We start from the raw sequence: 12,616 nt of genomic DNA, 5'->3' as shown, positions 1-12,616 counted from the left end.
CTTCTATTGTAAGTAGCCTTAAAATTAATTACAATTATTTTCTCGAAAAATTATTTTATTTCTATTTATAACTAGTTTTTCTTTAACTTGGTTTCCCCTTTGTTAAGGCTACCCCTTGTTGTAGCCACTTCGAAATTTTGTCGTACTCTGATTGTAATTCCGAATACTTCATTTCTAGTTCATTATAGGCTTCAGTCAATTCTTCAAAACTAGATAACGCCAACTTTAAGTGACTGCGCATTAATTGTTTTGGACGCTTTCTGACACTGTTCAAAACCTGTCCATACTGTGCTCGCAATGTTTTATTCCATCGGAAGCCGCAAGCTTGCTTCGTCCGGTTTAACTCCTGTGCTGCCTGTTCAAAAGCTTCTAGTTGTGTACGTCCGTTTTGAACTGTTTGAATCACAATTTCAGCTAACTTTTCATCGTCTGCAATTGTCCATTGATCTTTCCTTCTTTTTTGCTCCACAGTTGCACCACCTCATATTTTTTACTACTATATGCCATGATGAACAAAATAGACTTAAAAACAAAAAAAGTTACGATAAAAATAGTTTTCATCGTAACTAGGGGAAGTTGATTTCTATTGCGGGTTGAGGCTTTTGTTCCTTTTGCTCAGTTGCCGGTGCTACTGAGGCATGAATCTGCTCCCCTCCCCTCCATTCCAATCAACGTACTTCCTATAAATTATTCTTTAAGCAGTCTGTTAACGAATTACTTTTTCTTCTCGAGGAAGTTCTGTACTGCAGTGTGGTGCGCTTCGGATTCCCACAGTTTTGCGCATAGTTTTATTTCTTCCATTACACGCTCATACATATTGCGCTCACGCCACTTTCGTAATTCAATTTCTTTATATGCCTGATGGACAGAAGGGTGGATTTTCGCCATGTGCTCTATAAAATCTGCGAGAGCCTGCTCTTTCGTCCCTTCAATATACACACGCATTGCCCAACCAATTTCATATAATGTTTGCGCGTCATACGGCTTAGCATCGATCAGCATTTTTAATGCACGATCATGGCGCAGGCCACGCTCAAATAAATAAGTACCGCCACCCCACCCGGATGTAATTGCCAGCGTTCCTTGGATAAAGCCGGCTTTTGCATGAGAAGAAATGAGGCGGAAATCGCAAGCCGTCGCTATTTCACAACCTCCTCCTACAGCCGCTCCATTTATTAAGGCAATTGTCGGTACTGGCAATGTCGCTAAATCATATAAAATATGCCCCATTTTACTCAGCATGCCAAAAGCTTCTTCTTCTGTTTCCAAACTATGAAATTCCGATAAGTCCCCGCCCGAGCAAAATGATTTTTCTCCAGCGCCTGTAATAACTAAAAAGCGCACATCATTATGTTCTTTTATGTATGTAATAACTTCCTTTAATCCATCCATCACCGCATAGTTTATGGCATTTCGTTTTTCCTCGCGATTTATTGTAAATGTTAGAATCCCGTCTTCATTCTGAATTAAGTAATCCATTTGCCCATCCCCTTTAGTAATTATTTCAATATATCAAACTATTCTAATAATAGTTGACCACTATTGTTTTGACAATGTTTCTATGCAAAAACAGAAAAAAGACTAGTTAAGAGCCATGGTCTCTTAACTAGTCTTTATATAGCGCAAATACTGAATTATTTCGCTACTACTTCTTTACCTTTGTATTGTCCGCAAGCTTTGCAAACACGGTGAGATAGTTTAGCTTCTCCACAGTTTGGGCAAGCTACCATACCAGGTACAGATAGTTTGAAATGCGTACGACGCTTTCTTTTTGCAGTTTTAGAAGTTCTTCTAAATGGTACAGCCATTGATGGCACCTCCTTACAGATATTTATTCATCTGTTTGATCAAAATACTTAGCTAAAGCAGCCAGTCTTGGATCCAATTTTGGTTCGTCAACTTCCTTAGCATTTTCTACATCTTCATCCGTTGAATAGTCCCAGCCTTTACCGCCTTGCACTTGTCCTTCGGTATTCTCTTTGAATACTTGCATCGGTACTTCCAGAAGAATTAATTCCTCCAGGACTGGTTTCATATCAACAACGTCACCATCAACATAATGGATTTCGCTCTCAACATCCCCGCGATTTCTTTCATCGGTCCAGCTGAAAACTTCTACCGTTTCAATGTTCACAGGATATTCAACATCTTCCCACGTGCGTGCACATGGAAGCGTCAATGTAGTGCTAATCGTTAATTGACAAGTCATTTGCGATGCACCAAAAGTACAAAGCCCTTTTACATGAACGGGTGAAACGTTACGTATATCGGTGTTACGATTTTTTACTTCATCCAACTGAACAACTGTATCAATCGGCATTCCGTCTTTTCGAAACTTTGATAATTGATGAATTGACCATTTCATTCGTTAATCACCTCGAGACAACACTGTTTATTATATAGCCCATAAAAAAAGATGTCAAGATAATTTCTTGTCACTATTACAAAACGTGCTTATAATCAAATTAATTCTAACATATTGCATAGATACATTCATTTCGAACGTATTGATGCGAACAAAAAACTATTTTAGCGTAAGGGGGAAGTTTATGCAAGCCGTCGGTATAGTTGTTGAATATAATCCATTTCACAATGGCCATCTGCATCACGTAAATGAAGCAAAACGCACAACGAACAGTGATGTTGCGGTTGCTGTTATGAGCGGTCAATTTTTACAGCGAGGAGAGCCCGCACTCGTCGACAAATGGCATCGGACAAAGATGGCACTCGCAAGCGAAGTTGACATTGTAATCGAACTTCCTTATATTTTCAGTACCGCTCAGGCAACTAGTTTTGCTTCTGGTGCTGTCCAACTATTGGAAGCAATGCAGTGCACGACATTGGCATTCGGGAGCGAACAAGGAAGCATCACGCCGTTTCTAAACACTTTTCACTTAATCGAAAGCAATCGGACGCTCTATAACGCCATCATTAAAGAAACAATTCAGCAAGGCAAAAGCTACCCGCAAGCTCTTTTTGCGGCATATGAACAGCTTAAACAACTTTCCCCGAATGCATACATTGATTTAGGGCAACCAAATAATATATTGGGCTTCCATTATGTTGAAGCAATGGAGCAGCTTCAGACAGTTATGAGACCTGCTACCATTCAGCGAATTGCCGCGGGATATCATGATGCAATTGACACAGACAGTGAAATTGCCAGTGCTACCGGGATTCGTCAGGCATTGTTTAGCGGCCAGTCGCTTGAACAGGTAACACAGTATTTACCCGAAGCAAGTATTGAGCAGCTTGGTCACTGGCAGGCAGAACATGGGCGTTTTGCAAGCTGGGAAAGCTTTTGGCCACTTTTACAGTATGCTATTTTAAGACATACTCCACAGCAGTTGAAACAGTATGCAGACGTATCAGAAGGGCTTGAAAACTCGCTTATTAAATATGCAAGATCAAGTTCGAACTTTGTGGAATTTATGAATGCGATGAAATCGAAACGTTATACATGGACAAGACTCCAGCGAATGTTGACACATATTTATACCGGAGTCACGAAAGAACAGCTGCATGCTTATTCCAGCCCTACATATATTCGGATATTGGGCATGACATCAGCAGGGCAGCAATATATTTCACGTATTAAAAAGTCCCTTTCATTGCCGCTCATCAGCCGGGTTGCAGCTGTCAGTGATCCAATATTGGCCATCGATCTGCATGCAACCCAAATGTACCAATTAGGCATCCAGCAATTTTCAAATAAAAAAATAGACGAAGATTATAAAACTCCGCCTATTCGCTATTAATTTTTCGGTTGTAGTTGATCTAAATAATTTAAGGCATCATCAATTGTTTTGACAGGAACAACTTTTATGTCCGAATTAATGGCTTTTGCTGTTTGAGCTGCCACCTCATAATTTGAAGTAATGCTTGGGTTATACTCAAGCATTTCTTTTGTTATTTCATCATCAGGGGCAAAGAAAATATCGACACCTTCTTTATCAGCAGAAACAACCTTTTTCTCAATACCGCCAATTCGGCCTACCGTTCCATCCTCCAGCATTTCACCGGTACCTGCAATTTCATAGCCTTTTGTCAGATCTTCATCGATTAGCTGATTTAACAGCTCTAATGTAAACATTAACCCGGCAGACGGTCCGCCAATATCTTCTGTTTTCACAGTCACTTTTGGATCGGTTTTGATTGATTTACTTTCGGAATAGGTGATACCTATGCCAAAACGCCCTTCAGAGCCTGGTATTTCTTTAATCTCCAGCGTTTCATCAATGAGCTTTCCATCCCGTTTTACAACTAGATTAATTTTATCTCCCTTTACTTTCGGTGTAATGATGGTAACGAACGTTTCCAAACTATCAATACGCTCATTATCCACTTCCACAATCTCATCTCCCGGCTTTAGATGCCCGTCAGCAGCACCTTCTGCAAGAACATTCAATACATAAAGTCCTTTGTAGGTCACCTGATAATCAAGCCCCGCTCGATTGAACGCTACATACGTTGCATTAAACTGGGAGTCCGTCATATATTTCAATTGACGAACATTATATTCTTCGTCATCCTCTTCTTCTTGTCGCACATCTGTTAATTTTACAATATCATAATAATCCGCGACAGCTGCCATCGCATAAGTTAACGGGGTTGCCTGCCCCATTGCAACGGTCGTCATATAAAAAGAACCTTCATCGTCCGGATCCCCATTCTGAATCGCCAGAAAATCGCTTACATTATATGTACCACCCGGTTTTGTAATATAATAATCCAACCTATAAAAAGACAAACCCATTAATATAACTAAAAACAGGCCGAATGCTATTTTTCCTTTATTCCCCATGTATTTAAACTCCTCTATAATTAATCAATTTCGCATTGGCGCAATTGTATCAGGACCAATTTTTGTAAGCCGTGATCAAATAACAAAGACGATTTAATGTCAAAATTCGTTCCTTTAAAATTATGTTCCGGCTAGTTGAAATACTAATTTAATCTTCAATTGCATACAATTAGTGTAGCATTTGAACGAGCGAATGACAAAATATTGAAAAGGATGAAGAATATTTGGACAATCCTTTTATGCATCACATTAATTAGTTTATTATTATTCTTTCCGGAAATGACACATGTAGGCGCAGACATTGGTGTATCGCTTTTTATGGAAGCTTTATTCCCCTATTTACTGCCGTATTTAGTGTTAACAACATGGCTTTTAAAATTGACGCATTCTTACAACAGTGCGCCATTTATCGTTTTTTTGCAAACTTACGGAATTAGTGCCGTCGGAGGGTACCCTACAGGTGCTGCCACAATTACGCAACTCGTGAAACGTAATTCAATCACAAAGCAGCAGGCTGCCTATTTGCTCGGTATTTGCCATTGTCCAAGTCCGCTTTTTTTATTCGGCTTTGTCGGAAGCGACTTATTAAATTCTACAACATTCAGCTGGCAATATTTAATATTACTACATAGCTTTTCATTCATTTTATTGGTTGCCGTATATTTAATTTGCCCTCCGCTTTCAAAAGAAGTGCATAAAGCACCAAAAGATCCGACACCTTTTACGTCAAGTATTAAGGAAAGTGCTCCGACAATATTAATTGTTGCAACAACAATCATTTTTTTTACGACGATTTACCAAGTGTTTCTACATAGTGTCGAAGTTGTTTTCGAATCAATTCCTACCTATTTAGAAATTGGAATTGCCAGCTTTCTTGAAGTGACGAACGGATTACATTTGCTCCACCAGCAGCTCTATGGCGACATGCTTATTTTTTTCACAGTTGTATTCTTGACGACTCAAAGTTTAAGTATTCATCTGCAAGTAATTGTAATCGCCCGCTCTGCTAATATTGCAATTCGTCCGTATATTTTCATACGTATTGTTTACAGTATCGTCATCCCAATATTATTTTTCCTGCTGTTTTTATAAGAGAGAGTTTTATTATCTTCCGGCGATTTCCTTTATGAAAAAAGAGCTTCTGTGTAAGGATTTTTCCTTACACAGAAGCTCTTTTTTATTTAGCGAATTTTTCTTTTAGTGCCTGTTCGACGATGGCTGGTACGAGTTCACTTACATTTCCGCCGTATTTGGCTACTTCTTTGACGATGCTTGAACTTAAAAATGAATACTGATTTTTTGACATGATGAAGAATGTCTCGATATTTTCATCAAGCACTCGGTTCATCGAAGTAATCTGCATTTCATATTCAAAGTCGGAAACGGCGCGTAAGCCACGTACAATGGCTTTCGCCTTCTTTTCGCGGGCATAATCGATCAGCAGTCCCGAAGAAGTTTCGATTCGAATATTCGGCAAATCTTTTGTTACTTCTTTGATTAAGGCTGTACGCTCTTCAATTGAAAATAGTGGTTTTTTTGATGAGTTATTTAATACTGCTACATATACTGTGTCAAAAACATCGGCTGCCCGACGAATGATGTCAATATGACCATTCGTAATCGGATCAAAACTTCCAGGTACTACTGCGATTTTTCCTGTCAAACGATTTCTCCCTCTTCCTCTACATGACGATAAATAGAAATGATCGTACTGCCGTATTCTTCTTGTCTTACTAGGTGAAAGCGGCCGTAGTTTTCCGGCAATGTAACTTCTGTAGAATGTTCGCACATAATGATGGCATCTTGGGCCAACTTTCCGCCTTCAACAAGTGTTTCGACTAAGTCATAATATTCTTTTTTGTGATATGGCGGATCCAAAAATAAATAGTCAATGACAATATCTCTTTTTAATAAGGCTTTCACCGCACGCATCGCATCTGTACGGAAAAGTTCAGATACATCCTCATAACGGCATTTTTTTATATTTTCCTGAAGCACTTGGAAAGCACGGGCATCTTTCTCGATAAACAGCGCATGATCTGCCCCGCGACTTAGTGTTTCGATACCAAGACCGCCGCTCCCTGCAAATAAATCAACCGCCAAACCGCCATTAAAGAATGGGCCGATCATATTAAAAATGGATTCCTTGACTTTATCTGTTGTCGGTCGTGTTGTATTTCCCGCAATTGCCTTTAATGGCATCCCTTTTCTGTCTCCTGCGACAACGCGCATGATTTCCACCAAACTTTCCTACTAAATCATCTAACATTTTTAAGGAGCCGAAATATTAATTCGGTCCTCCGTTTTTTCAATTTCAACTATAAACAAACGCTGCAACCATGATTCCTCTATGAAATATTGGCCAGCTACTTGTTTAACCGGTAAAGATACCGTGTCATATCGTCGCTGATTAAATACATAAAAACCCGGTTCATTCGGAAATCTGAATTCACGTGTTTCACTTACTACATAATACCCATGTTTTCCTATACTTACATCATAACCGATCGATTCCAGCAGTATATCTGCCCCGTACAATACTTCACCATCTTTTAAGACGACTTGAACGGCAGGCTGCTTTTCCGAATTGACATATAGTTGACGCGGGTCATTATATAGAAACGGATAGGACTTTTCTGATTGTGCATTCATCGAAATATATTTCGTAGAAGCATCCAATACTTCAGACAACTCCTTGTCGAGCAGTTCTCCGCTGATTGTTTCACCTTCCAGTGCCCATAAACGTACTTGCCACTCCTTCAGTTGCCCGTCCGTTAGTTGGCCAGTAATTGTTGCAGCGACTTCTTTTGTTTTCTCGCCGCCAAATACAGTACCCGTTAAAAAGGATGCCAGTAATTCTTTCAGCCAATGCGGACTGTCACCAAAATCATAGGTTGCTTCCAGTTGTGTAAGCAGGACATTTTGTTGCACCTTTGCCACTGTCACATTTGGTACAAAAATCATACGGAACCCATCGACACCATCTGTATTTGTTCCATTAACGATGGCAAGATGTTCATTGCTTAAAAAATTAACTTTTTCAAGCTTTTCATAAAATGCAGCTTTCAATGGGGTTCTTGAATAAATAGAGACAGCACCCATTTCATATTGCAGCGCAAAGTCTCCATCTTGCCAAAACAGATCTTTCACTGGGCCTTCCCCACTGAACATGGAATAGTTGACAAGTGATAAATTTTGCTCACCGATTAATGGCAAACCCGTTACCCACTGTCCTTTCACATCTTTTTCTGTGGAAATATGAACCGTAGAAAACTGAACATCACCGTTTTTTAATGTAGCAAAGACATTTTTCATAAGCTGACGAGACTGTAAGCCGTCCTTTAATGGAATGACATAGGAAATCGATTGTGCCCTCGTTTCTCCAGCTTTAAACTTCGTGGAGTCTTCACTTAGTCGAGCACAGCTATGTTCATTTTCTATAAAACAATCAGGATTAATGGAAGCTTTCGGCCATTCAATCGTCAATTCTTCATTCGGTAAATTTTTAAAATGCTGACGAATATCCAAGCTTTCGTCTCGGTACACAATTTCAATTTCCTGAGAATAACGATAGCCTTTTTCAGCTGAATCCACTTCCTCCGAATAAACTTGGAACTGCATAAAAAGTATAGTTCCGATTAGTATCGTTAAAAATGAAAAAATACTAACGGCAATTTTCAAGTGCCTGACCTCCTGCATCATGTTACTATTATAAAGAAAGGATGTGCTAAAAAAATGATTCAACAATTTATCGAACTCGGTCAAGGCTATGGCGATATATATGAGCTTTGCGAACTGGTCAAAACAAATGAGCATCGATTCCATAACGCATTTATTTTCACTGCAACTCATGATGGCAATTCAGTCGCTTCACTAGCCGTGGCGTTTAAACCATCAGGTGAAAGCAAATTCATGCCAATATATATTTGCCGCGAAGGGATTCCATATAACGAGGAAAAACTGTCAAAGCGAATTGAGATATTTAAACAAACGATTCAAGATGTTAAGCAGCAAGAAAACATTCTTGAAATTAAACACTCATCTGTTTTTTCGGAAAAAAATCAATATTATCAATACTTAATTGGTATTTTGAGATTAAACCGATACATACCACCTATGCAATAAAAGAAAAATTATAAACCTATTTTATAATCGTATTCTTTAGCCTTATCCGGCTTTGCATTTTCAAATTCATTTTTAACAAATGGACGGTATGATTCAACAACGTCTTTCACAAATGGAAGGCGTTGTATTTTATTTTTCAATGTTTCGATCTCGTCCCGATTACAATAAATTACAACATATTTTAATCTCCTGGAGATAAAATTTACGTGACCATACTTCCTTAACGACTTCGCATGTTTTAATTGATGAACGTATATAATTAAACCTTGTCTTTCATTCATGGAAAACTCCCCGTTTCTTCATAAAAATATTTATATTCAGCCAAATCATGCAACAAATTCCTTCAAATTACCTCAGTTTCAAGCCGTCTTTTTCACTAAAAGCATACCAAATGTGCAAATTGTTAGCAACAGAGTTTAGACAGTTCCACTTCTTTTCCGTTATAATGGAAAATAGTAGAGTGAGATATACACTTCATACTATTTCAAGCTTTTTACACTCATTTATTGCACATAGCTTTCAACGAAACAATGTACGGTTAGAGGAGGACGAATTTAATGGGTAAGAAGACAAAAGTAGCTTTAGCAATCGCGGCGGCTAGTGCGGCGGCATGGGCAGGAACAAAAGCGATTTCAAAGCCGCAAAAACGTGAATCAAAAGAAGCATTACAATTTGAACGTCCAATTATTATCGCACAACATGGAGGCGCGGGTCTGGCACCTGAACATTCGTTACTTGCTTTTGAACGAGCAGCGGAAATCGGTGTGGATGGCTTTACAGTAAGTGTCCGCCTTTCAAAAGATGAAGAAATTATCGCTTTTCATGATGCAACGGTAGACCGCACAACTAATGGCTCTGGCTTTATTAAAGATTTTACATTCGAACAATTAAAAGAACTCAATATCGGCTATAACTTTGAAGATTTAGAAGGTGCTTTCCCATACAGAGAACAGCATGTACTGGCCGTGACATTACGCCAATTAATTGAAACATATCCAGATAAACTATTTATCGTAAACATCCAAGATAGTCCAGACACATATGAAGGTAGTTTAATGCCTTCTAAACTATGGCGGTTAATCGAAGAATTGAATATTCAATATCAAGTGATTGTGACAAGTCCTTATAGCGAACAAATCGACCGCTTCAATCTGTATGCACAAAACCGCATCGCTCTTGGTGCCGGTGAAGGCGACATCAAAAAGGCGATGACTTCATTTACAAGTCAATTCGGTCATTTGTATCATCCAAAAGTAGACTTGTTCATCGTGCCATTAAAACAGGGTGTTTTCAATTATGATTCACCGCGCTTTGTTAAGTTTTTATCGGAACTAAATGTGCCGACGATCTACAGCGACATTGATGATCTTGTAACAATGAACCGTGTCATCCGACAAGGAGCAATGGGTATCGTGACAAACCGTCCGGATATCGCAGAAGTGCTCATCCAAAAAGTATCGCAATAACCAAGGGCTAAAGCGCCCGTTTAACTCCGAGTGGGCAAAACACCCACATCCTTGTTGCATGCCCCCAATGACTCACATCGTGTGAGCCCAAGCCATTGGAAGAGTCGACGCAAAAGTAAACGTTCCACCACTTTTGCACGGTGGGGCCTCGTGCGAGGAGTTGGCGCTTTAGCTTAGACGGCAACCATAACAAAAGCTCCCGAAATTTTCGGGAGCTCTTTTTATTTCATTAAGCTGAACACGAACAACCGCCACCTGTACCGCATCCACTGCCACAAGAAGAACTGCTGGCGAAAAATGGATTGCTTACCGGAACTTTTACAGCTTCCGAAACGGAATGGCCAATGAGAAGGCTGATTTCATCGAGAAGATCCTGAAAATCATTTTCCGCGACCTTCAGTGCTGCGATTTGTTCATTCATATCGATCAGACGCTTTTCTGTTCGAATTTTTTTCATAATTATATTGTAATCAGGATGATATTTGCCAAAGCGTTGTACATCCTCATATTGGTCTTTTAATCGTTGAAAGGCCATAATTTGTGCGCTTAATTCCGCATCCTCGTAGACTGCCTTTTTCGCAAGACGAAGGTTTTCGGCTTGCTCAGAGGAAAGGATCATCGCATTTAATTCATCGACCTCATCTAAAATAAAAACCCAATCAGAAGTCATGAGCATTGTTTATTCCTCCAATCTCACTTTATCATAACAGAATTGAAGGGAAAATCAATGATTGTTCAACCTACGTTTTTCCAATTGTCTTATCATTTCCCGAACAAATACTAAATCGGAAAAGTATTTTTGTTTGTCTCCAATTTGCTGTGTTTTTTCATGACCTTTACCTAACAGTACAATTGTATCGCCTTTTTCCGCATAATTAAGTGCATGCTCAATGGCTTCTTTTCGGTTGAGGCACTCAATATACTCCTGTGTAGAAGAAAAGCCTTCGCGGATCTGTTTATTGATCTGCTGCGGATTTTCGTTACGAGCATTATCGGTCGTTAAAATAATATAATCCGCATAAATTGATGCAATCATTCCCATTTTTGGACGTTTTGCCTTGTCTCGGTTACCTCCGCAACTAAACATGACAATTAATCGGCGCTTTGTATGTTTTTTCAATGTCTGTAAAATCATTTTCATCGCATCCGGTGTATGTGCATAATCGACGACGATCGATAAGCCTAACTGATTTTCCACATGCTCAAAACGACCTTCAGGCAATACTAAATTTCCGATTGTATTGCAGATGTCACTTAACGGAAAATCAAGTTGTGCAATACAGCTGATCGCTGCAAGCACATTGCTGCATTGATAGTCTCCCACTAACGGGATGTTCACTATATGCTTCTCTTTCTTATGCTGAATACAGCAAGTCGTTGATGCTGGTCCGTCAACTAGCGTTTGGAAAAAGTAGTCGACATGGCTCCCTTTGCCGAAAAAAATACGCTTGCCTTTTGTCGCTAAACCGATTGAACGACAAACACTGTCATCACTGTTTATAATATTTTTTTTCGCCAAAGTCGATAAAATCTGTTTGGATAGTTTGTAGCGTTCAAAACTACCATGGTCTTCAATATGATCTTCTGTCACATTCAAGAAAATACCGATATCAATATCACAATGATCCAGACGGTGCTTTTCCAGACCAATGGACGAAGCTTCCAGAACAACGTAAGGTACATCAAGACGGATTGCTTCTTTAAATAAAAATTGAATATTTTTCGCCTGTAATGTTGTTAGTGCTTCCATTTCCGGATAACATTTTTCCCGGTCGATAAAAACACCATTTGTCCCGATCACCATAGCGCGCTTATCCAACTGGTTTAAAATTTGTCCTATAAAATGTGTAACAGTTGTTTTGCCGTTTGTTCCCGTTACTGCGATTACGGTTAATGCTTCGGCAGGGAAATTATAAATTTTTGCACTTGCATAAGCAATAAAACTTAAACAGTTCGGTACCCAAATAATCGGTACAGGTAAATCCGCTTCATTAAAGTAATTTTCATCATCTACTACAATTGCTGCTGCGCCCTTTTCCAAAGCGCTATCAATATACGAAATACCACTCGAATTATTTCCCTTCCTGGCGATAAAAGCATCTCCAGGTAAAATAAGATTCGCATCGTCTTCCACTCGTTTTATTTCCACTCTAATGGAGCCCTTCATAGTGCACGGCCAGTCTTTAATTAATTCTCCAATTTGCACGGTTTCACTCCTTAC

15 protein-coding genes are annotated in these 12,616 nt (G+C 39.2%); 4 read left to right on the top strand and 11 right to left on the bottom strand.

The window, feature by feature from the left end; genetic code table 11:
• Nucleotides 1-82: 82 nt before the first annotated feature.
• The 4 genes from MKY07_RS04345 to MKY07_RS04330 all read right to left on the bottom strand — a co-directional run bounded on the left by MKY07_RS04345 (nt 83) and on the right by MKY07_RS04330 (nt 2,365).
• A complete protein-coding gene (locus MKY07_RS04345; RefSeq protein WP_008403412.1) occupies nt 83-469 on the bottom strand; it encodes a transcriptional regulator in 387 nt (128 codons plus the stop codon).
• A gap of 245 nt (nt 470-714) precedes the next feature.
• Entirely contained in the window at nt 715-1,479 is a 765-nt protein-coding gene (locus tag MKY07_RS04340; RefSeq protein ID WP_008403413.1) for an enoyl-CoA hydratase/isomerase family protein, read from the bottom strand.
• 155 nt (nt 1,480-1,634) lie between these two features.
• Nucleotides 1,635-1,808 (bottom strand): 50S ribosomal protein L32, encoded by a 174-nt coding sequence (gene rpmF, locus MKY07_RS04335; protein WP_008403415.1) that lies wholly within the window; start codon nt 1,806-1,808, stop codon nt 1,635-1,637.
• A 23-nt stretch (nt 1,809-1,831) separates the two neighbouring features.
• Entirely contained in the window at nt 1,832-2,365 is a 534-nt protein-coding gene (locus MKY07_RS04330; RefSeq protein ID WP_014824552.1) for a YceD family protein, read from the bottom strand.
• A gap of 184 nt (nt 2,366-2,549) precedes the next feature.
• Between MKY07_RS04330 and MKY07_RS04325 the strand changes: the two genes are divergently transcribed.
• Nucleotides 2,550-3,758: a nucleotidyltransferase gene (locus MKY07_RS04325; RefSeq protein WP_339263924.1), complete on the top strand. Its 1,209-nt coding sequence runs from the start codon at nt 2,550-2,552 to the stop codon at nt 3,756-3,758.
• Here MKY07_RS04325 and MKY07_RS04320 read toward each other — a convergent pair.
• Nucleotides 3,755-4,804, bottom strand: coding sequence for a SepM family pheromone-processing serine protease (locus tag MKY07_RS04320; RefSeq protein ID WP_014824554.1), 1,050 nt, complete (start codon nt 4,802-4,804; stop codon nt 3,755-3,757). The genes MKY07_RS04325 and MKY07_RS04320 overlap by 4 nt on opposite strands.
• 213 nt (nt 4,805-5,017) lie before the next feature.
• On the opposite strand from MKY07_RS04320, the gene MKY07_RS04315 reads away from it, so the two are divergent.
• Complete coding sequence (locus MKY07_RS04315; RefSeq protein ID WP_008403423.1) at nt 5,018-5,896, top strand: hypothetical protein; 879 nt, start codon at nt 5,018-5,020, stop codon at nt 5,894-5,896.
• An 85-nt stretch (nt 5,897-5,981) separates the two neighbouring features.
• Here the strand turns inward: MKY07_RS04315 and coaD are convergent, their stop codons facing one another.
• From coaD to MKY07_RS04300, 3 genes are read right to left on the bottom strand one after another with little or no spacing between them, the layout of a single operon-like run.
• The gene (gene coaD, locus MKY07_RS04310; RefSeq protein ID WP_339263923.1) at nt 5,982-6,467 is read right to left on the bottom strand and encodes a pantetheine-phosphate adenylyltransferase; all 486 of its coding nucleotides are present in this window, start codon (nt 6,465-6,467) and stop codon (nt 5,982-5,984) included.
• A complete protein-coding gene (gene rsmD / locus MKY07_RS04305; RefSeq protein WP_008403427.1) occupies nt 6,464-7,036 on the bottom strand; it encodes a 16S rRNA (guanine(966)-N(2))-methyltransferase RsmD in 573 nt (190 codons plus the stop codon). The genes coaD and rsmD overlap by 4 nt, the downstream gene beginning before the upstream one ends.
• Before the next feature lie 39 nt (nt 7,037-7,075).
• Nucleotides 7,076-8,485, bottom strand: a complete 1,410-nt coding sequence (locus MKY07_RS04300; RefSeq protein ID WP_339263922.1) for an RNA polymerase II — start codon at nt 8,483-8,485, stop codon at nt 7,076-7,078.
• A gap of 54 nt (nt 8,486-8,539) precedes the next feature.
• Between MKY07_RS04300 and MKY07_RS04295 the strand changes: the two genes are divergently transcribed.
• The gene (locus MKY07_RS04295; protein WP_008403429.1) at nt 8,540-8,929 is read left to right on the top strand and encodes a hypothetical protein; all 390 of its coding nucleotides are present in this window, start codon (nt 8,540-8,542) and stop codon (nt 8,927-8,929) included.
• A gap of 8 nt (nt 8,930-8,937) precedes the next feature.
• Here the strand turns inward: MKY07_RS04295 and MKY07_RS04290 are convergent, their stop codons facing one another.
• A complete protein-coding gene (locus tag MKY07_RS04290; RefSeq protein ID WP_008403430.1) occupies nt 8,938-9,210 on the bottom strand; it encodes a YlbG family protein in 273 nt (90 codons plus the stop codon).
• A 276-nt stretch (nt 9,211-9,486) separates the two neighbouring features.
• On the opposite strand from MKY07_RS04290, the gene MKY07_RS04285 reads away from it, so the two are divergent.
• A complete protein-coding gene (locus tag MKY07_RS04285; protein ID WP_014824557.1) occupies nt 9,487-10,395 on the top strand; it encodes a glycerophosphodiester phosphodiesterase family protein in 909 nt (302 codons plus the stop codon).
• Between the two features lie 229 nt (nt 10,396-10,624).
• On the opposite strand, the gene MKY07_RS04280 is transcribed toward MKY07_RS04285, so the two are convergent.
• Nucleotides 10,625-11,071, bottom strand: coding sequence for a YlbF family regulator (locus MKY07_RS04280; protein ID WP_008403432.1), 447 nt, complete (start codon nt 11,069-11,071; stop codon nt 10,625-10,627).
• Nucleotides 11,072-11,119: 48 nt separating this feature from the next.
• The gene (locus tag MKY07_RS04275; RefSeq protein ID WP_008403433.1) at nt 11,120-12,601 is read right to left on the bottom strand and encodes a UDP-N-acetylmuramoyl-L-alanyl-D-glutamate--2,6-diaminopimelate ligase; all 1,482 of its coding nucleotides are present in this window, start codon (nt 12,599-12,601) and stop codon (nt 11,120-11,122) included.
• Between the last annotated feature and the right edge of the window lie 15 nt (nt 12,602-12,616).

The organism is Solibacillus sp. FSL W7-1472 (genome assembly GCF_037969775.1).
GTDB classification, from domain to species: Bacteria; Bacillota; Bacilli; order Bacillales_A; family Planococcaceae; genus Solibacillus; species Solibacillus silvestris.
This window is presented reverse-complemented; position numbering and strand designations above follow the sequence as displayed.